The organism is Paraburkholderia kirstenboschensis (assembly GCF_032806925.1).
Lineage (GTDB): Bacteria > Pseudomonadota > Gammaproteobacteria > Burkholderiales > Burkholderiaceae > Paraburkholderia > Paraburkholderia kirstenboschensis.
The window spans coordinates 2,349,613-2,368,944 of record NZ_CP136512.1 but is presented as its reverse complement, the minus strand read 5'-3'; the positions used below and the strand labels follow the sequence as shown (position 1 = coordinate 2,368,944).

Below are 19,332 nucleotides of genomic sequence, written 5' to 3'. Positions count from 1 at the left end.
TCTGTCGGCTGGTTTCTTGGCAACGGGCGCATCCTGCTACTTTGTCTGCCGCGCTGCCGAGATGATTGCAGCTGCGACCTCTTCAGGCTTCGACAGCATCGGTACATGACTCGCCTCTACGTTGACGACCGTAGCGCCGATGTGTTTCGCCATCTTCATCTGGAAGGCGGGACCGACCATCTGGTCTTTCGTCGTGAGGACATACCAGGACGGCTTGTCATGCCATGCTGCGTGACCGATATTTTCGGCGAGACAGCCTGAAAACCACGGCTCCTGTGTCGCCGCGAGCAGACGCGCTTGCGCCCGCGAAACATCGGGCGCGAAATCTTCCGCGATCGCCTTATCGGACAGCGTCAGGAAACCCGCTGCGTCCTTGTGAATCTCGGCTGCCCATGACGGTGCCGGCAGGTCTTTTTGGATGTCGTTAGCCGATTGTCCGTTGTCGGGAGCGAATGCTGCGACATACACGAGTGCCTTGACCTTGTCGTCGTTGCCCGCCTGCGTGATGACAGAGCCCGCCCACGAATGGCCTACCAGCACCACTGGACCGTTTTGCCTGTCAATCGCACGGGTCGTTGCCGAAACGTCATCACCAAGAGACGTCAGCGGATTTTGCACGGCCGTCACATGGAGGCCTTTTGCTTCGAGGAGCGGAATGACCTTATCCCAGCTCGATCCGTCCGAGAAGGCGCCATGTACCAATACGACGTTCTTGCCTGCGAGGTCCGGGTCGGATGCGGCGTGCGCAGTGGCGGCGGATAACAGACAACCCGCGACGGCAAGCGACAACGACCATTTCTTTGTCAGCGTGTTCAAAGCAGTACCTCAGTAAAAATGTAGGAATGGGAGCGGCGATATCGCACACGCACGTCATTAATTTCAGCGGGCTCGATCTGCGCCGTCAATACGGTACGGAATCCAATCAATAATGTTAAAAGAGCGACCCCTTTGTTCGATCTGTAACCACGGAAAGGGTGTCGGAGGAGCAAACCGTCGCGCTCCGCGTTAGTCACTTGGGATAATTCAGCTACCGACCGAAACGGAGGCCGCTCCCACCAGCGCCACTGCCCGCTCGCGTGCAGCCTGTCTCGCCGCGTGATCGATTTCGGAGCCCAACAGCGTTTTCTCGACGACAACCGATTCGATGTCGGTGACGCCGACGAAGCGCAGCCACGTTTCCATAAACGGCCGCTGAAAATCGAACGAATGGGCAGGTGTGCTCGAGTCGATCGAATAGTCGAGGCCTCTTGCATAAATCACCACCGCTTTCTTGTCTTTCAGCAAGCCCTGGAGCCCACGCTCATCGAAGGAGAACACGATGTTTCGCTGCGACACTACGTCGATGAAATGCTTGAGCTTGTACGGAATGGAAAAATTCCACAGTGGCACGGAGAACAGCAACGTATCCGCCTCGTGCAGCCGCTGCGCGAGGTGCCTGATCCCCGCCCACGCCTGCTGCTGGGCTTCGCTGAGCGGCGTGCCGCTCAGGTCCGCGTACTTGGCATCGAGCGCGTCGCCGTTGAATTCCGGCAATTCGGTCGCCCACAGGTCGAGCACCTCGATCGGATGATCCGGATGAGCGCCACGATAGGCCTCCAGATAGGCACGCGCTACGTCCAGCGACGCAGACCGCGTCTTGCGTGGCGACGACTCGATATGCAGCAAGGTCGGCATGGGGATACTCCAAGTGGGTTGACTGCCGCCATCACAACATATTTCGCTTCGAAATATAAACGAAGTATCATCGTCCTATTCAGTTGAATTCGCACTGTATTGGAAAGGACTATCCCATGTTCGATACCGTTCTGCTGCGCTCTTTTGTGGCCGTCGTCCAGGAAGGAGGGTTCACGCACGCCGCAGCCCGTCTCAATCTGACGCAGTCCGCGGTTAGCGCGCATCTGCGGCGTCTGGAGAAACAGACCGGCCGCGACCTACTCGCGCGCACCACGCGCTCCGTTACGCTCACCGCGGACGGCGAACTGCTGCTGGGTTACGCGCGTGCCATCCTCGCGCTCAACCATGACGCACAAGCACAACTGCTTCGCGGACCCAGCGAGGGTGCGATCCGGGTCGGCCTGTCCGAAGACCTCGCCAACGTCAGGTTGATGAATGTCATGCAGGCGTTTGCGGTGCGCTATCCTCGCATCGCGTTCAGCGTCAGGGTCGGCATCCCTGCCCAGCTGCTGCAGGCGATGGATCAGGGCGAATTTGACCTGGTGATCGGCGGACGCTGCCACGATGCTCGCCTGGGACACGTACTGTGGCGCGAGCCGCTCGTCTGGGCCAGCGGAACGATGGCCTCGCCCGCGCCTGGTGTGCCGGTTCCGCTCGCGCTTCTACCAGAACCGTGCCCGTATCGCGAGGCTGCACTGGCCGCGCTCGCTCACGCAGGCCGCGAATACCGGATCGTGCTGGTGTGCTCCAGCGGCGCTGGTCTGTGTGCCGCCGCGCAAGCGGGCTTTGCGGTGACGCCGATCGCGCAGTCGCAACTCGCGCATGGCTTGCATGCGGTCGCGCCGGATGCCGGCCTACCGGTACTGCCCGATATCGAGTTCACGATGTTCGCACAGCCGGGCGCGTCGGCGAGCGTAGCCGACGAGCTGGGCAACGCGATAATGCTGGCATTCGCGCAGAGGATGACGCCGAGCGGGCGCAAGGGGGGCGCCAAAGAGATGGAATCGAGACCTCGTTCGATCCGTGCTGGCACGTGAATCATCGAGCCACGATTCGATTTGTTCCGCTCGCGCACAACTGTTTGTCCATGGTGGGTGTTTGTTTGGAGCATCTATAGGCCTAGATTTGGCGCCTATCGGAGCCGCTGACCCGGTCGGCAAGCGAGCCGTATTCAATATTCGAGGTTTTCCATGCACACGTCGCGAAAGGTCGTAGTCTTTACTTGTGCATCGCAAGGTATTGGCGCAGAAACGGTCAAAGCATTCCATGCGCTCAACTATCGTATCGTCGCAAAAGCACGCGGCATCAAGCGACATCGTCAACGCAATCCTGTATCTCGATGACGCCATTCGTGACGGGCCAAATCCTGCATGTCGACGGCGGCCAGTGCGCCGGTCACTGAAGCATTACCGGGCGCCACAGGTTGCGCCCCTTATCTGAATCATCAATAAGGAGCTGACAATGTCGATCGAAAACGTTCTCTACCGTGCGCACGCCGAGGCTACCGGAGGCCGGGAAGGCCGAGCTGTGGCACCGGAAGGCGGACTGGACCTGAAGCTGACGAGGCCGAAGGGATTGGGTGGAAAGGGCGAGAAAGGCACAAACCCCGAAGAGCTTTTTGCCGCCGGTTACAGCGCGTGCTTTATCGGTGCAATGCAATTCGTTGCTGCGCGCGACAAAATCGCTATCGCCGCTGATGTTTCGGTCAACGGAACCGTGGGCATCGGTGCCGTTCCCAATGGATTCGGCATCGAAGTCGAGTTGAAGATATCGTTGCCGGGCATGGGACGCGAAGCGGCTCAGGACCTCATAGACAAGGCCCATATTGTGTGTCCCTATTCGAACGCAACGCGGAACAACATAGACGTGACACTTACGCTCGTCTAAGTCACAAGCCATCTCGAACCAGTCGATTGATCAGGCGCGTCACCGCAGCGAGGTCGACGTAGCACTCGCGCGAGATCTCGGCCGCGTGCGAGAGCCCGTGCCTTTCCACCAGGTACAGAAGGCGCCCTTGTGCGGCAGTGACGTTCAGATCATGCTGAGTGCGCTGCGAGATTGAATGCGCCAGAACAGCATTGACACGAAAAACCAGGTAGCCGAAAACGCTCTCGAGTTCGGTCTTGTCTGTCGATATCGGTAGACACTATCGTATAGGGAGGTGTCATTTCTGGCGCTCGATGGGATGCATAAGTGACTTTTGGGCTTTGCTGCATCGATCGGTGCTCCGTGCACGTGGTCGATGCCTGAGCGCGTTGTCACACTCGTTTTTCTGGTGCTTGTGCCGCTCCGGAATATCCCCGTGAATGAGTGAATGACTCGAAACCTGCTCGGCGATCTTCGGAGACGATGACCCCTTACGGCCTTTACGGAGGTTTTCCATGATGAAAGTCGTCTTGCTGGCGGAGCTAAAGGCAAAGCCAGGAAAGGAGGACGCACTAGCAGCGCTCCTCATTGAGTCGCAACCGATCGCTGTGCCGCCGCGCAGCGAGCTGCCACTGCCCCCAACTAGAAGCAAACCTGGAGTACACAGATGAGCGAGCTTGCCCATGTAGATGGGGTTTGTCCCTTCCCGGCCGACTTCCGCAGCTCGCAGGTGGTGAACGCCGACGCGACGATCAACGTCCGCGTCGGTGGCCACGGGTCCGCGGTCGTGCTGATCCACGGCTTCAGCGAGACCGGCGACATGTGGTCGCCGATGGCCGCCGAGCTCGAGAAGGACCACACCGTCGTCGTGCCGGACCTGCGCGGGATGGGCCTGTCCTCGCACCCCGCCGGCGGCTACGACAAGTGGACGCAGGCCGGCGACATCCGCGCCGTCCTCGACAAGCTCGGCATCGACCGCGCCGACATCGTGGGCCACGACATCGGCGTGATGGTCGCGTATGCCTACGCGGCGCGCTATCCGGACAAGACAAGCCGCCTGGTCGTGATAGATTCGCCGATACCCGGCATTCCGCCGTGGAACCAGATCGTACGCATGCCCGCGTTGTGGCACTTCAACTTCGGCGGCCCAGACGCCGAGCGCCTGGTCGCCGGCCGCGAGCGCATCTACCTCGACCGCTTCTGGAACGAGTTCGCCGGCGACCCGTCGAAGATCGACGAAGCGACCCGCCGCCACTACGCCGTGATCTACGCCAGACCCGGCGCGATGCATTCCGCGTTTGCCCAGTTCCTCGCGATCGACCAGAAGGACGAGGCCGACAACCTCAAGGCGACGGAGACGAAGCTGACGATGCCGGTGCTCGCCATCGGTTCCGAGAAGGCCTTCGGCGCCAACGTGGCGATCGTCATGCGCAACGCGGCGACGAACGTGCAGGAAGTCATCGTGCCGAACGCCGGCCACTGGCTGATGGAGGAAGCACCCGCGGCGACGATCGCCGCGGTGCAGAATTTCCTCGCAGCGCAGTGAGTCCGGTGGCCGCTCCTTCGCTCAGGTCACAGCCCCTTTCGGGGGGCTGTCCGTGACACTCCGCGAACTGGGGCGCGCATCTAGTGTTGTGTTCTGTTTGGAACTTAAGCGACTGTTCGCGCGAATGACCTCTTGCAGCATGTCGGGCGCGCTCTTGGAAGAGTGGAGCCTGTGATTTATCACAGGTTCCACCGGAGTTTACTGACTTCGTCACCAAGAACGGTCGATGACGCCCGGTCGATTTGCTCGGCGGCGGCCATCAGTGAAAGGTTGCCTTGGGCAAGCGCGAATGACCGGAAAGCTCGACGACGCGACTGACATCATTCACGCCAGAAGGTCCGTTCTATGGGGCGGACGTTCGAACGTCCGCGTGAAGGCGTGGGTCAACGTCCGTAGATGGCACTGAGCCAGATGATGACCGTCGCAAGTCGACCCCATCCTGCCATTCGAAATAAATCGACGAACGACTCTGATCGGCCCAAAACCGGACGCTCGGCTAACGACGCCCCGGCGCAGCACGCTCCGCCGCGCTGGCAACGCAGCAATTTTTCGGGCCACTGCCTATCTCTTCAGGGTTTCGGCGAGATGCAGACCTGGCCTGCGTTGCGGAATTTCGCAGCGCCGGCCGCCTTGACGACGAGCGTCACGTCGGCATCTTCAGCGACGATTACCGGCGCGTGACCGCCCAGTTCCATCGTCGCGCGCTTCATGTGCGCGCCGGCCAGCGCCGCGAGGTGCTTGCCGACCGGCGTCGAGCCGGTGAACGTGACCTTGCGGATCACCGGATGCGGGATCAGGTAGCTCGAAATTTCGGCCGGGTCGCTGAACACGAGGCCGACCGTACCGGCCGGCACGCCCGCTCCGACGAACGCCGGCGACAGCGCAGCCGGCGACGCCGGGGTCTTCTTCCGGCGCCTTGACGAGGAACGAACAGCCGCTCGCGAGCGCCGCGCTCAGCTTGCGCACGATCTGGTTGACCGGGAAATTCCATGGCGTGAATTCCGCGACCCGGCCGATCGGCTCCTTGAGCACCAGTTGCTGCGCGGCGAGGTTGCGCGACGGCACGATCCGGCCATACACGCGGCGTCGATTCGTCGGCGAACCATTCGATGATGTCCGCGGCGGCCAGCAGTTCGCCGCGCGCTTCGGCGAACGGCTTGCCCTGTTCCTGCGTCATCAAACGGCCGATGTCGGAGGCCCGCTCGCGCACCAGCGCGACGGCCCTACGCATGGTCGTGGCGCGTTCGTTGGACGGAATCTTGCGCCATGCGTCGAAGCCGCGTTGCGCGGCCTCGAGCGCGCGGTCGAGATGGGCGATGCCGGCGTGGGCCACTTTGCCGATGGCCTGGCCGGTGACCGGTGGCCGGGTTGACGACGTCGAGCGTCTTGCCGCTGGCGGCGTCGCACCATTCCCCGTTGATCAGAAGACGGGGATCGTCATAGGCTTAGGGGGGCCATGCTTGCTTGGTGTAGGTGGCAAAACAATAGACCGCCATTCGCGCGCAAGCGGCGTCGATGGTCTGCCGAAAAAGACGAGTTGATCCACGTACACGCTCATGCGCCGCCCGCGACGGGCGCGCTGCGCCGTTTCTGGAGCCCGTATGGGCAATCAGGCGACTGCATGCCCAGGTCCACCATTCGTCGCCCTTTGCCTGATGGATCAAGTCTCGCGTAGAGTCAGTTCGACATGCTTGAGGCGCCGTGTAATTCGCTCGACGAACTCCAACGTCACGTGCGGCAAAGCACGCTGATTCGGGACGATGATGCCGACAGTGAGCGCGTTCGCGTTTGCATCGTCGAGCGGACGCCAAACCACGTCGCCGCGCGACAGTTCGTCGAGGAAAGCCAGTTTGGAAAAAAACGAAATGCCGCGGCCGGATGAGATCAGCCGCTTGAGGAGTGTCGTCGAGTTGCAGGTCACGCTGGGCTGCAACGTTTCCCAGTACTCGGGGAAGTCGGTCGTGACAACGCCCTGGATCGGCGAGCGGCCTTCGAGTCGTAAAAACGCATGGTTGCGGCACTCGTCGAAGCTGATTCGCTCCTTCTTCGCGAGCGGATGCGAAGACGCCATCACCACGCCCGGCGGTAGCGGCACTTGCGCCACGACATCGAGGCCCGCGGGCAGCTTTGTGATGTACGAAATGCCGATGTCGTACTCGCCGCTCACGAGCCTCGGCGGCACATCGTGCGGAGGCACCGCAACGATCGAATAGGTCACGGCCGGAAAGACGTCCGAGAATTCCTCGACCGTGGCTGGCAGAAAGTCCACGAACAGCGAGTCCATCGCAGCGACAGACACGTGTCCCTTGCGTTCGCCCTTCAGATCGTCGAGTTCGCTGCGCATCAGATGGAAATCGTTCAGCGTCGCGCGAATGTGCTGCAGCACGCGTTCGCCGGCCGCGTTAAGGCGAATGCCGTTCGGCAGCCGGTCGAACAGTTCAGTCCCCATCTCGGCTTCGAGCTTCAGGATCTGGCGGTTCACCGCGCTGGACGCGACGTAAAGGTTCTGTGCCGCCTTGCGGATCGAACTGCACCGCGCCACTTCGACAAAATATTTCAGGACGTTCGCATGCATCGTGTTGCCTCAATTCGTGACCCGCACCGGCCACGCCGCGACCTCGGGATGATCGCAGGCTACCTTACCGACGTCGCACGCGCCACCCGGTGAACCGAGGGCACTCACCCCGGCGCCGAAGAACTCGCGGTTCACGGCGGCGAATGCTGCCTCCGCGGGCGGGAGTTCTTCGTCGTGATAGATGGCCTCGGTCGGGCACACTGACACGCACACCCCGCAATTGATACATTCCTCGGGATGAATGTAGAGCGTACGCTCGCCTTCGTAGATGCAGTCGACCGGGCAGCATTTCACGCATGCGCCGTCTTTCACGTCGATGCAGGGCGAGGTGATGACGTAGGCCATCAGCTTCCGCTCCAGCAAGGCTTGCGCTTTTGCTGGAAGGCGCGCACGCCTTCGTGCGCGTCCTCAGATTGAAGCGCGGCAACCAGCGCGGGCAGCCGCAGCGCCTGCGCTTCCGCCGCTGACAGCGTGGCGGTGCGCCTGACCACCTGCTTGATTGCCTGCAACGACAGAGGCGCGCATGCAAGCACGGCGTCGACCCATCGCTGGACAGCGGCATCGAGTTCGGCGCGCGGCACGACCTCGTTGACGAGGCCCATGTCGAGCGCCTCGCGTGCGGAGACCCTCCGGCCGGTCAAAAGCATCGCCATCGCCTGACGGTACGGAATCTGACGTTGCAGCAATGTCATGCCGCCGTCGAGCGGCATACGGCCGACAAGCGCCTCGGGCAAGCCGAAACTCGCCTCGTCGCACGCAATCACGAGATCGCACCCCAGCACCATTTCGAAGCCGCCGCCGAGCGCATAGCCGTTGACACGCGCGATCACCGGCACGTTCAGGGTCTCGCGCAGCGCAATGCCACCGAACCCGCCGGGACGCGGCGCGGCCCAGTATTCAAGGCCGCTCGTCGACGGATTCTTCAGGTCCGCGCCGACGCAGAACGCACGCTCGCCCTCGCCGGTCAGAACCACGACGCGCACGTCGCGGTTATGCTCCAGCTCGGTCCAGATGCGTTGCAGTTCGGCTTCGGTCGCGAGGTCGACGGCGTTGAGAGCATCGGGCCGCATGAGCGTCACAGTGGCAACATGCTGATCGATCACAAGACGGACGCTCATGCCGCCTCCGTGGCGATGCCGCCGCGCAATTGCTGAAGCACTTCCTCGGTATGCTGTCCGAGCTTCGGCGGGGCGCGCAGCAAGCCAACCGGCGCAAGCGACAACTCGATCGGACTGCCGATGAAACGCACGGGCTGCCCTTCGCCTTCACCTTCGATGATCAACTGGTTATGCACCGTTTGCGGATCGACGAGCGCTTCGCGCAGATCGCGTACCGGTGCGCACAGCAGATCCTGCTCTTCGAGCCGCGCCAGCCAGAAGGCGCGCGTGTTGCTCGCGAAGCGCTCGCGGAAAATGCCTTGCAGCACCGCCTTGTGGACGAACTGCTGCTCGAGGCTGCAAAAGCGCGGATCGGTGGACAGGTCGTCGATTTGCAGCGCTGCGCAGATGTCGCGCAACGGGTTCGCCTTGAAGGCGCCGACCAGAACGAGCGCACCGTCCTGCGTATCGAACACGCCAGAGAGCGGCATCGCGGCCCAGTTCACTTCCGAGTCGGCCATCATGATCATCGCAGCTTCCTGCATCTGCATCGCGAGCATCGAGTTGTAAAGCGAGACGTTGACCTTTTGCCCTTCGCCGGTGCGCTCGCGATGCAGCAACGCAAACAGGATGCCCTGCACCATGTGCATGCCGGCCGAATAGTCGGCGAGCGCCGTCGGGTACACGGAGATGGGCAGCGAGTCGTCGGCGCGACGCGCCATCACTCCGCTCATCGCCTGCGCGAGCACGTCCTGTCCACCCTTGTGCGCATACGGGCCGGTTTCACCGAAGCCCGAGCCCGCCGCGTAGATGATCCGCGAGTTGAGGCGGCGGCAATCTTCGTAGCCGATACCCATGCGGTCCATGACGCCTGCGCGAAAATTGCTGACGACCACATCGGCCTCTGCAATCATGGTCTTGAGCGCCGCCATCGACCCAGCGTCGCGTAGATCGAGCGCCACGCTGCGCTTGTTGCGGTTCAGACTGCAGAAGATGGGGTTGTCCGCACCGGCCACCGGCTCGAACGTCGAGCGGCTCAGGTCGCCCGCGCCCTTTCTCTCGATCTTGATCACATCCGCGCCGTAGTCCGCGAGCATCTGGGTGCAGACCGGGCCCATCATGACCTGCGTCAGATCGATGACGCGCACGCCGGAGAGCGGCAAGTCGTGGGTCTTGTTCGTGTTATGCGCGACGCTCATGCTGCCTCCCTCGCATCGACGTGAACGGCAAGCGGCGGGACGTCGGCGTTGCGGCCGATCTGGTCACCGGGATCCGCGCCCTGCGTGCGCAGTGTTTTCTGCAGCGCGCGCACATCGACGTTGCGCACTGATACGCCCGCACCGAGCGCAAGCGCGGCGGCAACGCCGGCGGCTTCACCCATGGCCATGCACGGTGGAATCTCGCGCGACATTTTTTGTGCCTGCGACGTCGCCGAGTAGTGCCGGCCCGCGACCAGCAAATTGTCGATCTGCTTCGGCAGCAGCACACGATACGGCATGTAATAGTCGCGTCCGCGTGCAATGCTGTCATCGAAACGGGTGCGCTGCGCGAGATCTTCCTTGGTCATCACATATTCGCCTTCGAGCAGGCGCGTCTGGCGCACGCCCGTCTGCGGCGCGACGTCGATCACGTAAGCCTGCTCGAAGCCGGGCAGCTTCTCACGCACGAAATCGACGACCGCGTGAATATGCTTGCGGCCCTGCACTTCCGCACGCGTCAAGTCCTCGGGCTTGAGGCCGTCGAGACCGGCCATGTGCGGGCAGTTGCACCACACGACGCCCGGCAGCGGCGTCTTGAGCCACCAGTAACCCCACGAGCCGCCGAGAATGCGCTTGATCTGGCGATCGAGCGCCGCAAACGCTTCCGGCTCCTCGGCTTCAAAGCGCTCGGCCGCCTCGGTGTCCACGCCGCCGAGACGGAACACAGTTGTCGTGATATAGGTGCCACCCACATGCGGCACACCGGCCGACGCCGCGACATCGAGGTCGCCGGTCGCGTCGATCACGATATCCGCGAGGATGGCTTCACGGCCGCTTTTCGTATCGCAGATGACACCCTTCACCTGGCCGTCTTCGACTAGCGTGCGCGAGAACCACGAGTGCAAACGCAACTGAATGCCAAGCGACTCCACCATTTCAAGCGCGACGCGCTTCATTGCATCGGGATCGAACGCAGCCGCGAAGCACACGGGATGCGGCGTCTTCTGGCTGTGAAAATCGAACGTGCCCCAACGCCCCCACTGGCGATACGCGGCGGGATCCTCGCCCCATTCGTGCGAACGAGGGAACGTCGCGAGCTTGCGCGCCGCCATGCGCTCAATGAAGGTCATGCAGGTGCCGCGCACCGAAATTTCCTGAAGGTGGTTGTCCCACATGTCGTCGAGCACCAACACCATGCCGCCCGAAGCAAGGCCGCCGAGGTGGTTGTAGCGCTCCAGCAGGATCACCTGCGCGCCGTTGCGCGCCGCGCCGATCGCCGCCGACAGGCCCGCGGGGCCACCGCCGACCACGACGACGTTTGCTTTTGCCGCCACGCGCACATCGCGCGCGGGTTCCTGAATCCACTCGCTGATCATATTCACTTCGTCTCCTATCGGAATGGGGTGTGTCGCTCGTTATCAAATGGCGCCGTCGGGCTGCCACCGGATGAGCCAGCGCTCGAGCACGGCGATTACGAGGAAAAAGAGGCCAGACAGGGCGGCGCTCATGATGATCGCCGTGTACAGCAAAGCCGAATCGAAGCTGTAAGTCGCCTGAATGATCATCGCGCCGATACCTTGCGTCGCGCCGATCCATTCGCCGACCACCGCACCGATCACGGACATGGATGCGGCGATGCGCAGCGCGGAGAACATGTAAGGCAATGAGGCGTACAAGCGCAGCTTGAAGAAGATCTCCCGCTTGCTTGCCGACAGGATCTGCATCAGTTCCATCGCCTGCGGATTCACCGCCTGTAGTCCGCGGACCATGTTCACGAGCGTCGGAAAGAAGCAGACGATTGCAGCAATCGTGATCTTCGGCTCCAGACCGTTGCCCATGATCAGCACGAGGATCGGGGCTTTTGCGACCACTGGGATCGAGTTGATCATCACCGCGACCGGGTAGAAGATGTCCTGCAATGTCTTGTTGTGCACGAAGACCGTAGCAAGCAGGATCGCCGCGAAATTGCCGATCAGGAAGCCCCCGGCCGCCTCGATGGCGGTCGGCACCAGGTTCTGAAGCAGCACGTCGCTCTTACCGAAAAGCGTTTGCAGCACGAGCAGCGGTGAGGGTGCGATAAACGGCTTGACATGAAAGCCCGCCACGATCCCCCACCACGCGAACAGCAACCCCGCGACACCGATCGCCGGCAGGATGCGGGCGCGCCACACTTGCTGACGACGGCGCGCGAGCCAGGCCTGTGCTTCAGGATCGGCCGTCTGGGAGGACAGGTTCAATTGCATTTCGGACGTGGCCATCAGCAGGTCTCCAGTACGCGCCGCAGATAGGCGGCGAGTTCGACGAATTCGCGGCTCTCGCGAATATCGAGCGTGCGGTCTTCGGGCAGCTTCACCGGCACGATCTCCTTCACACGGCCGGGGTTGGCCGCCAGCATCAGCACGCGCTGACCGAGAAACGCCGCTTCATAAATGCTGTGCGTGACGAAGAGCGTCGTGAGGTCCATCTCCTTCCACACCCGACGCAGTTCTTCGTTCAGCCGGTCGCGCGTGATTTCGTCGAGCGCGCCGAACGGCTCGTCCATCAGCAGCACTTTCGGATCGCTAACGAGCGCGCGCGCAATCGCAACGCGCTGCCGCATGCCACCCGACATCTCATGCGGGTAAGCGTCCTCGCGACCCTTGAGACCAACGAGTTCGAGCAGTTCGCGCGGCGTCGCGCGGCCCGAACGAGCCTTGCCGCCCGCAACTTCAAGGGGCAATTGCACGTTCTGGATGGCCGTGCGCCACGGCAGCAGCGCAGCATCCTGAAACACAAAACCGATGTCGCGGCGCTCGCGTGCCATTTGCGGCGCGGCGCCGAGCACACTGATCTCGCCACGGCTCGGCTTGATGAGGTCGGCGACCACCCGCAGGAACGTCGACTTCCCGCAGCCCGAAGGACCCAGCAAGGTAAGGAATTCGCCCGCGGCGACGTCGAGGCTCAACCCTGCGATCGCCGTCACGCTGCGCCGCTCGGTGAAGAAGCGCACGTTGATGTTGCGGCAACTGATCGACAGTCCCGCCTCTGGCGACACGCCGAAGGGCGAACCGGACTGCTCCGCGCGCGGCGGATTCATAGTGGCAGCATGCATGGATTACACCGTGAGGCGAGAAGATTGGGTGGCGTTGAGCACGTCCATCGTCATCACGTCCTCGACCTTCGGCTGATGAGCACGGAATTGTCCTAGTTGCCCAAACATCGTGATCTGTTCCTCCCAGACCTTCGTGTCCATCGTGCCCCACCCTTGGGTCTTGGTGGTCTGGTTGAACGCATAGCTCATCAGCGAATCGATGGCGACCCGTTCGTCGGCACGGTTCAGATTCGGGTATTCCTGGATGAGCAGATCGACGGCCTCGTCGCGGTGCGCATTCGCGTAGTTCCAGCCGCGCGCCGTTGCCCGCAGAAAGCGCGCGACAGTGTCGGGATGATCCTTGAGCGTATCGGTTCTCGCATAGTACGGCAGCGCATAGAGGCGCACACCCGTATCCCACAGCCGCAAGTCGACACGTTCCGCCCCAAGCGGCTTGAGCGCCGTTGTGTTGGTTTGCCAGCCTGTCACCGCATCCACCTGACCGCTCAGCAGCGGCATCATGTCGGCGCCGATCGGCACGATGTTGACCTGGCTTTCCTGGATCCTGTTCTTCGCCAGCAGCGCCTTTAGGAGCACCATGCCAGTGGACTGGATGCCGATACGCTTGCCGATCATGTCATGCGGCGTACGTATCGGATTCTTCGCGAGCGAAAAGAAGCTGTAAGGATGCTGCTGAAGCCCGACCGCGATGCACTTGATCGGCAGGCCCTCGGAGACCGCCAGCATGATCGACGGGCTTGATGAAATCTCGCCGGCCTCGAAACGACCCGAGGCAACGATCGCGACGCCATCGATGTTCGGGCCGCCCGGCTGGATATGGAAATCGATCCGCTCCTGCTCGAAATAGCCGAGCCGCTTTGCCACCACTTCGCCAACCTGGTTGCCGCCCGGCACCCAGCCGAGCTGCATGTTGACTGTTGTCCTGTCGCCGGCAAACGCCCGCACCGAAAGAAGTGCGCCCGTTGCAGCCATGCCGCCCGCCGCAAGTGTCATGCACAGCAAACGCCGGCGAGCGGCATTCTCGATTGTTGACATCTTTACCTCCGATGGTCCTTCAGGGGTTCAAGAATCTGGCCTTTTCGTCCGCGGTGTTGCGGTTGAACCCATTCTCAGCAGCCAAAAGTGTCCCCGCAAGCATCAATTTTGACGCCCAGTGATGCCAAAATTAGAGCGCCAGTCCGCCGCGGAGTTTGTGCGATAGGTGCGCGACCGTGCGCGATTCGTGCACCTTCGGCGCACAGACGCGCGAAAAATTAGTTCACCCGGAGTCAAATTCAGTGCTAGGCGGCGCGAATTTTGTTCCGCAAGAATCTGCTCGAAGACGGTGGAAGCGCTGATTTCGGCCCGCGAGTTGCAAGCCGCGTTCACATTCAAGCCGCAGTGACTCAGGCGTGCAGCGGAGCAGGATGAAGTTCGCAGAAGCGTCTTTCAGTCAGCCACTCACTTCGCCATCCTAACTAAGTGGTTCACATCCTAATTTTCACGTTTGCATGCAAACACCCAGGGGAATCATGAATCGACGTGTCTTTGTTGCCGCCGTAGCCGCACTTGCCTGCCAGGTCGCATCCGCCCAAAGCAGCGTGACGCTGTATGGCCTGATCTCTACCGGCATCGTCTATGCGAACAATCAGAAGGGAACCGACAAGCAGGGGCACGCCACGTGGCAGTTTGCGAGCGGGCCGATGCAGACGCCTCGCTGGGGCATGAAAGGCGTGGAAGATCTCGGCGGCGGCCTGAAGGCGATCTTCACGCTGGAAGGCGGCTACAACGTGGGCAACGGCACCCTGTCGCAGGGCGGCCGGCTATTCGGCCGGCAGGCTTTCGTCGGTTTATCGTCGAACGCGTTTGGCACGGTGACGTTCGGCCGCCAATACGACGAAGCCGTCACGCTATGTGTGTTCTCATCGGCCTGCCAGTTTGCCGCTTACGGCGCGCCTATCGGCGACAGCGACAACGTGTTCGACACCTTCCGCATCAACAACGCAGTGCAGTACAAGAGCGTCGAATACCGTGGCCTCCAGTTCGAAGGGCTGTACGGTTTCTCGAACAAGGCGGGCGGCTTCTCGGACAACAGCGCGTACAGCGCAGCCGCGCAGTATAAGAACGGACCGCTGTCGCTTGGGGTGGCCTACCTTCAGGTCGACATGCCGAATGACCCCAACAATCCCAACGGCGCGGTGGTCGGCGATTACGGGTTCTCATCACCGTTCGTCACGAATCCTGCTACCGCTGCCGGCGTAAGCAAGCAACGGATGTTCGGCGCGGGCGGCGCATGGGCGTTTGGATCAGCGAACCTTTCGCTGCTCTATACCAATGTGCGATTCGAATATCTCGATGCCTCCCGCCTCACGCTTCAGAACGCTCAGATTTCATTGACCGATTACGTGCGTCCCGATCTGATGCTCGGCGCCGCGTACATCTTCACGACTGGACAATATCATCCGCAGGACAATAGTCCGAAGTGGCATCAGGTGAACGCCGGTGTGGACTACCTGCTAAGCAAGAGGACCGATTTGTTCCTTGTCGGCATTTACCAGAAGGCAGCCGGAGACGCGCAACACGCGCAGATCTACACGCTGTCGCCGTCCACCACCAAGACGCAGGTTTCGGCGGTAATCGGCATGAGGCATAAGTGGTGAGCTTCGGACCAAACGGAAGAGCGAGCCACTGCGCCCCTCCCCCGCGAACCGCGCCATTTTAAAATCATCTTTAAAGGAAATTGAATGATCGATGCGCGATTGGCACGCCTGGTTGGTGTGCTTGCCTCTGTCGTGACAGCTTTCGCATGAATCTGGATGCGAACGTCGGCGAGTTTGTGTGTCACTGCAAAGGGCTAGTGGAAAAAGGAGCGGTCTCGCGATCTCCGGCACCAACTCCCAAGCGAACTCCCTTACCGTTGCGGAGCGGATCCGGTTGACTGACGCGTTACTGGATGCGGGCCTGCCCGCGTCTTCGATGATACCCGGAACCGGGACACCGTCGCTCGTCGACACCGTACTCCTTACACGGCACCCAGTCGATGCCGGCGCGGCGGCGTGTCAGTGCCGCCGCCCTTGTTCAATAAGAAAATCAGTGACCACGGACTGTTTGCCCACTACGCTAAATTGATCGAACGAGTCAGGACGCGTCCCTGTCGCTTTTGGCCGTACAACATACACGCGCTATCCGGCGTGCCCATCACGCCTGAACTGATTGAACGACTTTCCATCCGCTATCCGAATACCGTTGCTGGATGAAGGACTCGTCCTGCGATTGGAGCAACCAAAGGAGCGATGATCGGCGTCTTCGCAAAAGAAGGCCTCGAAATCTGCCCTCCGAGCGAGGTGCTGCTGAGCGCAGTATTGCCGCTTGGCGCAGCGGGATGCATCAGCGCGACGGCAAACGTTAATTCAGGGAACATCGCGCAACTCTGCGAACGCTGGCAAGACGAACATGCGTCGTCATTCCGGGAAATGGTGACCCACATACGAAAAACTGTTCGAAGCGTTCCGATGATTCCCGGACGTTGCGGAGCAGTGGCGCAGCAATATCAAAGGGCAGTTCGTCCCACTTGAGCGGACGTTCGCGGACAAGTCGCGAATGACCCTTCATGGCGGGGGATTCAACCGGTCGATGCAACGATTTGGTTAAATCGCTCAGCTGGCGTATCGAAGTTGAGTGTTTTTCGGGGACGTTCGTTGAGCCGCCTGGCTACGGCATCCAGCCTGGTCTGTGAGTAGGCAGATAGATCAGTACCCTTAGGGAAGTATTGCCTCAGAAGCCCATTCGTGTTTTCGTTCGAACCGCGTTGCCAGGGATGCTGTGGGTCGCAGAAATAGACCTCAATGTCGGTAGCGACAGTAAAGCGGTTGTGGTCGGCCATTTCCGAACCCCTGTCCCACGTCAGCGATTTATATAGTTCCCGAGGTAACTTGCTGGCGTGTCGTATCAGCGCGTCAACCACAGCCTCAGAATCCTTGCTGGCGACTTTTACCAGCATCACGAATCGACTTTGACGTTCGACGAGAGTTGCAATCTGGCTCGTAGCGTTGCCATACAGCAAGTCACCTTCCCAGTGCCCGGGTATTGCGCGATCCTCCGCCGTAGCGGGGCGTTCACTGATCGATACGGCGTCGCGAATGTTCGTGCGTCCCTCAGTTTTCAGTGTGGGATGACGGGACCGGCGCATGGTTCGAGAGCGTCGCAAGTGCTCAAGCAATTCCTTTTTCAGGGCACCACGAGCTTGAATATAGAGGCTCCGATAGATTGTCTCGTGCGACACCAGGTAGTCCTTGTTGACCGCATAAGCATGTCTGAGCCAACCTGCAATCTGCTCAGGGGACCACTGCAGCTTCAGCTTTGCAGCGACAACTCGCGCCAGCGTCTGGTTTTGCACCAATTTGCAAACCTTCGGCCGACGTGCCCTCTCCCAGGCGATCACATCCGCCTGGCTTGCTCGATAGCCCTGGCTGCCCCCGTTGCGCTGCAACTCGCGACTTATAGTGGACGCAGCCCGTCCCAGCCTGGCTGCTATCGCCCGAATCGATAATCCGGACACCAGGGAGCGGGATATCTCCTCGCGCTCCGCGAGCGTCAATGCCCGTGGCGCGCGGTGCCTTTGCAGCGGCTGGATGCCGCCGGTCTCCGATAGTATCCGCTGAATCGAAGAATGGCCTCGATCGAACAGTTTGGCAATCTGATGAATCGTATCGCCCTTGCGCCATCGGTCCCACATCAGCGCCTTCTGGGTCTCGGAGTAGTAACTTCTCGGTCGCTGCTTCATTTGCAACACCTCCGCTGCTCTCAGATTCTAGGTGTTGCACCGACCGGTTGAATCCGCCGCCGTCTTCCGCCATTACGCGTCTCCTCATATAGGTTGATGCGAGTCCATGATGTCAGCTGCGATCTACATTGAGATGAGTGTGTGATCGAGGCAGACGTTTGCCCTGACGTCCTCGACAAACTCCGTTCATCGAGCTCGAGGCGCTCGATGGAGGGGGAGATTGTCGCGCCCCATCCGGCCGATCCGCTGGGTCGCCCGCTCGCGAAGCGACGGAGGGGCCGCACGTCGTAACCATTCGTGTGCGAGCGTGCCGGGCTTCCCGAATGCGGATTGCGCCGCAGCACGATCATCGATCAGAACTGGACCATGTCAGAGCGCGTCACATTCATATTCTTCGCAAGGCTGGCCGGTGCGTTTAACAGAATCCATGTCGCGGACAGTTCGGCGAACGGGTCCGGGGCCGAGAGCGTGTCGACCGGCACCACCGCTTTGAAGCCGCGCAATGATGCGGCGCTTGCGGTGTAAAGAACCGCGCCGTGTGCGACGGTTCCAGTGACGATTACGGTATGGATGTGTTTCGCCTTCAATGCAGCTTCCAGGTTGGTGCCGAGAAACTTGTCGACGCCCGAGCGCACTACCGTCTCCTCACCCCTGGGCGCAAGCACCGGAGGCACCGACTTGATCGACCCAGTCGGTGTCGTGCTGTAGACGACCATCATCTTGTGCCGACGCGCAGCGTCGAGCAATGCGGCGACCTTCGGTAACGAGGCGAAACAAGTCGGTCGCTGCGTCGTCGTGCAATTACCAGTGTCGAAATCGAGCACGAGCAGCGCGGTATGGGCGGGATCGACCGTTACCGAGGTCAGAGGCGGCGACGGCGGCAGATGCACCGAACTCCAGGATGTAACAATGTCATTCGCCTGTGCCAGGCCGCCGAACAGCGGGACAAGCGCGACTGCATAGCGCAGGATACGAGAGCAACGCATGGAACCTCCTTCTATATGAGCCAAAACGATGGTGGCTCAGTTTCCGTTGAAACGAAGCAACGACGATGCTGGATACTACGACGAACCCGATCGAAAAAGACCATCGCATCTCGGAATATCCGATGCGGCCGCTTGCGAAGGCTGAACATGAGCTGGTCGAAAGAATCCGGATAGTTTTGAGCTTGAGAATTTCCGGCGACACTCGTGCCCAAGGAGGGCCGCTGGTCATGAAGAAGTCAAAGTCACCGAAAGGCAGATCGCGTTCGCGCTGCACCAAGCCGACATCGGGGTGTAGGTCGACGGGCACTGACCGACCCATTGCAGCCCCTCGACCCAGCGCGACATCTATGGCGGCTTTCAAGGGATACTGTTGAAAAAGTCGCTGGTCGTCTATTTCATGAGGTTTTCAGGGGTCCTCTTACCCTTGGGCGGCATGTGCGAGCGGCTTATACGCCGATCTGAGAGGTCAATATTCGCGCAGAACAACTGCTAAAACCTCCTCGGCGACTTTTTCAACAGTATCAAGGTGCAACGGC

The 19,332-nt window shown here is 61.1% G+C and carries 18 protein-coding genes and 2 pseudogenes; 6 read left to right on the top strand and 14 right to left on the bottom strand.

Going from position 1 to position 19,332, the window contains the following annotated elements; genetic code table 11:
• Nucleotides 1-36: 36 nt before the first annotated feature.
• Entirely contained in the window at nucleotides 37-816 is a 780-nt protein-coding gene (locus RW095_RS19490) for an alpha/beta fold hydrolase (protein WP_317017737.1), read from the bottom strand.
• 207 nt (nucleotides 817-1,023) lie between these two features.
• Nucleotides 1,024-1,674, bottom strand: a complete 651-nt coding sequence (locus RW095_RS19485) for an FMN-dependent NADH-azoreductase (RefSeq protein WP_317017736.1) — start codon at nucleotides 1,672-1,674, stop codon at nucleotides 1,024-1,026.
• 116 nt (nucleotides 1,675-1,790) lie between these two features.
• Here RW095_RS19485 and RW095_RS19480 point away from each other — a divergent pair, with 116 nt between their 5' ends.
• From RW095_RS19480 to RW095_RS19470, 3 genes and pseudogenes are all read left to right on the top strand, one after another.
• Entirely contained in the window at nucleotides 1,791-2,711 is a 921-nt protein-coding gene (locus RW095_RS19480) for a LysR substrate-binding domain-containing protein (protein WP_317017735.1), read from the top strand.
• Nucleotides 2,712-2,982: 271 nt separating this feature from the next.
• Nucleotides 2,983-3,076 (top strand): annotated as a pseudogene (locus RW095_RS41515) (3-oxoacyl-ACP reductase); the annotation flags it as partial.
• 59 nt (nucleotides 3,077-3,135) lie between these two features.
• A complete protein-coding gene (locus RW095_RS19470; RefSeq protein WP_317017733.1) occupies nucleotides 3,136-3,561 on the top strand; it encodes an organic hydroperoxide resistance protein in 426 nt (141 codons plus the stop codon).
• Nucleotide 3,562: 1 nt separating this feature from the next.
• Here the strand turns inward: RW095_RS19470 and RW095_RS41510 are convergent, their stop codons facing one another.
• The gene (locus tag RW095_RS41510) at nucleotides 3,563-3,709 is read right to left on the bottom strand and encodes a MarR family transcriptional regulator (protein WP_394365158.1); all 147 of its coding nucleotides are present in this window, start codon (nucleotides 3,707-3,709) and stop codon (nucleotides 3,563-3,565) included.
• Nucleotides 3,710-4,207: 498 nt separating this feature from the next.
• On the opposite strand from RW095_RS41510, the gene RW095_RS19465 reads away from it, so the two are divergent.
• Nucleotides 4,208-5,086 (top strand): alpha/beta fold hydrolase, encoded by an 879-nt coding sequence (locus RW095_RS19465; protein WP_317017731.1) that lies wholly within the window; start codon nucleotides 4,208-4,210, stop codon nucleotides 5,084-5,086.
• A 578-nt stretch (nucleotides 5,087-5,664) separates the two neighbouring features.
• Here RW095_RS19465 and RW095_RS19460 read toward each other — a convergent pair.
• The 9 genes and pseudogenes from RW095_RS19460 to RW095_RS19420 all read right to left on the bottom strand — a co-directional run.
• Nucleotides 5,665-6,510: pseudogene (locus RW095_RS19460) on the bottom strand (aldehyde dehydrogenase family protein); the annotation flags it as partial.
• 236 nt (nucleotides 6,511-6,746) lie between these two features.
• Nucleotides 6,747-7,661 carry a LysR family transcriptional regulator gene (locus RW095_RS19455; protein WP_317017730.1) on the bottom strand — a complete coding sequence of 305 codons (915 nt, stop codon included), beginning with the start codon at nucleotides 7,659-7,661 and terminating at the stop codon, nucleotides 6,747-6,749.
• A 9-nt stretch (nucleotides 7,662-7,670) separates the two neighbouring features.
• Nucleotides 7,671-8,006 carry a ferredoxin gene (fdxA, locus tag RW095_RS19450; RefSeq protein ID WP_176123007.1) on the bottom strand — a complete coding sequence of 112 codons (336 nt, stop codon included), beginning with the start codon at nucleotides 8,004-8,006 and terminating at the stop codon, nucleotides 7,671-7,673.
• The gene (locus RW095_RS19445) at nucleotides 8,006-8,779 is read right to left on the bottom strand and encodes an enoyl-CoA hydratase-related protein (RefSeq protein WP_317017728.1); all 774 of its coding nucleotides are present in this window, start codon (nucleotides 8,777-8,779) and stop codon (nucleotides 8,006-8,008) included. Before RW095_RS19445 ends, fdxA begins: the two co-directional genes overlap by 1 nt.
• Nucleotides 8,776-9,957, bottom strand: a complete 1,182-nt coding sequence (locus tag RW095_RS19440) for a CaiB/BaiF CoA transferase family protein (RefSeq protein ID WP_317017726.1) — start codon at nucleotides 9,955-9,957, stop codon at nucleotides 8,776-8,778. Before RW095_RS19440 ends, RW095_RS19445 begins: the two co-directional genes overlap by 4 nt.
• Entirely contained in the window at nucleotides 9,954-11,339 is a 1,386-nt protein-coding gene (locus RW095_RS19435; RefSeq protein ID WP_317017725.1) for an FAD-dependent oxidoreductase, read from the bottom strand. The genes RW095_RS19440 and RW095_RS19435 overlap by 4 nt, the downstream gene beginning before the upstream one ends.
• 36 nt (nucleotides 11,340-11,375) lie before the next feature.
• Complete coding sequence (locus RW095_RS19430; protein ID WP_317017723.1) at nucleotides 11,376-12,215, bottom strand: ABC transporter permease; 840 nt, start codon at nucleotides 12,213-12,215, stop codon at nucleotides 11,376-11,378.
• Nucleotides 12,215-13,048, bottom strand: a complete 834-nt coding sequence (locus tag RW095_RS19425; RefSeq protein ID WP_317017722.1) for an ABC transporter ATP-binding protein — start codon at nucleotides 13,046-13,048, stop codon at nucleotides 12,215-12,217. The genes RW095_RS19430 and RW095_RS19425 overlap by 1 nt, the downstream gene beginning before the upstream one ends.
• Before the next feature lie 3 nt (nucleotides 13,049-13,051).
• A complete protein-coding gene (locus RW095_RS19420) occupies nucleotides 13,052-14,083 on the bottom strand; it encodes an ABC transporter substrate-binding protein (protein ID WP_317017720.1) in 1,032 nt (343 codons plus the stop codon).
• Between the two features lie 476 nt (nucleotides 14,084-14,559).
• On the opposite strand from RW095_RS19420, the gene RW095_RS19415 reads away from it, so the two are divergent.
• Nucleotides 14,560-15,687, top strand: a complete 1,128-nt coding sequence (locus RW095_RS19415; protein WP_317017719.1) for a porin — start codon at nucleotides 14,560-14,562, stop codon at nucleotides 15,685-15,687.
• 633 nt (nucleotides 15,688-16,320) lie between these two features.
• Nucleotides 16,321-16,602, top strand: coding sequence for a dihydrodipicolinate synthase family protein (locus RW095_RS19410; protein WP_317017717.1), 282 nt, complete (start codon nucleotides 16,321-16,323; stop codon nucleotides 16,600-16,602).
• A 47-nt stretch (nucleotides 16,603-16,649) separates the two neighbouring features.
• Here the strand turns inward: RW095_RS19410 and RW095_RS19405 are convergent, their stop codons facing one another.
• Nucleotides 16,650-17,810, bottom strand: coding sequence for an IS30 family transposase (locus RW095_RS19405; protein WP_317017716.1), 1,161 nt, complete (start codon nucleotides 17,808-17,810; stop codon nucleotides 16,650-16,652).
• A 353-nt stretch (nucleotides 17,811-18,163) separates the two neighbouring features.
• Nucleotides 18,164-18,796 (bottom strand): isochorismatase family protein, encoded by a 633-nt coding sequence (locus RW095_RS19400; protein WP_317017714.1) that lies wholly within the window; start codon nucleotides 18,794-18,796, stop codon nucleotides 18,164-18,166.
• Between the last annotated feature and the right edge of the window lie 536 nt (nucleotides 18,797-19,332).

What these genes read in the sequence shown, in the direction of transcription:
- RW095_RS19425 (WP_317017722.1), bottom strand. Translation starts at nt 13,048, where the DNA reads ATGCATGCTGCCACTATGAATCCGCCGCGCGCGGAGCAGTCCGGTTCG.
- RW095_RS19415 (WP_317017719.1), top strand. Translation starts at nt 14,560, where the DNA reads ATGAATCGACGTGTCTTTGTTGCCGCCGTAGCCGCACTTGCCTGCCAG.
- RW095_RS19400 (WP_317017714.1), bottom strand. Translation starts at nt 18,796, where the DNA reads ATGCGTTGCTCTCGTATCCTGCGCTATGCAGTCGCGCTTGTCCCGCTG.
- RW095_RS19470 (WP_317017733.1), top strand. Translation starts at nt 3,136, where the DNA reads ATGTCGATCGAAAACGTTCTCTACCGTGCGCACGCCGAGGCTACCGGA.
- RW095_RS19485 (WP_317017736.1), bottom strand. Translation starts at nt 1,674, where the DNA reads ATGCCGACCTTGCTGCATATCGAGTCGTCGCCACGCAAGACGCGGTCT.
- RW095_RS19405 (WP_317017716.1), bottom strand. Translation starts at nt 17,810, where the DNA reads ATGAAGCAGCGACCGAGAAGTTACTACTCCGAGACCCAGAAGGCGCTG.
- RW095_RS19410 (WP_317017717.1), top strand. Translation starts at nt 16,321, where the DNA reads ATGATCGGCGTCTTCGCAAAAGAAGGCCTCGAAATCTGCCCTCCGAGC.
- RW095_RS19480 (WP_317017735.1), top strand. Translation starts at nt 1,791, where the DNA reads ATGTTCGATACCGTTCTGCTGCGCTCTTTTGTGGCCGTCGTCCAGGAA.
- fdxA (WP_176123007.1), bottom strand. Translation starts at nt 8,006, where the DNA reads ATGGCCTACGTCATCACCTCGCCCTGCATCGACGTGAAAGACGGCGCA.
- RW095_RS19430 (WP_317017723.1), bottom strand. Translation starts at nt 12,215, where the DNA reads ATGGCCACGTCCGAAATGCAATTGAACCTGTCCTCCCAGACGGCCGAT.
- RW095_RS19440 (WP_317017726.1), bottom strand. Translation starts at nt 9,957, where the DNA reads ATGAGCGTCGCGCATAACACGAACAAGACCCACGACTTGCCGCTCTCC.
- RW095_RS19420 (WP_317017720.1), bottom strand. Translation starts at nt 14,083, where the DNA reads ATGTCAACAATCGAGAATGCCGCTCGCCGGCGTTTGCTGTGCATGACA.
- RW095_RS19445 (WP_317017728.1), bottom strand. Translation starts at nt 8,779, where the DNA reads ATGAGCGTCCGTCTTGTGATCGATCAGCATGTTGCCACTGTGACGCTC.
- RW095_RS19465 (WP_317017731.1), top strand. Translation starts at nt 4,208, where the DNA reads ATGAGCGAGCTTGCCCATGTAGATGGGGTTTGTCCCTTCCCGGCCGAC.
- RW095_RS19455 (WP_317017730.1), bottom strand. Translation starts at nt 7,661, where the DNA reads ATGCATGCGAACGTCCTGAAATATTTTGTCGAAGTGGCGCGGTGCAGT.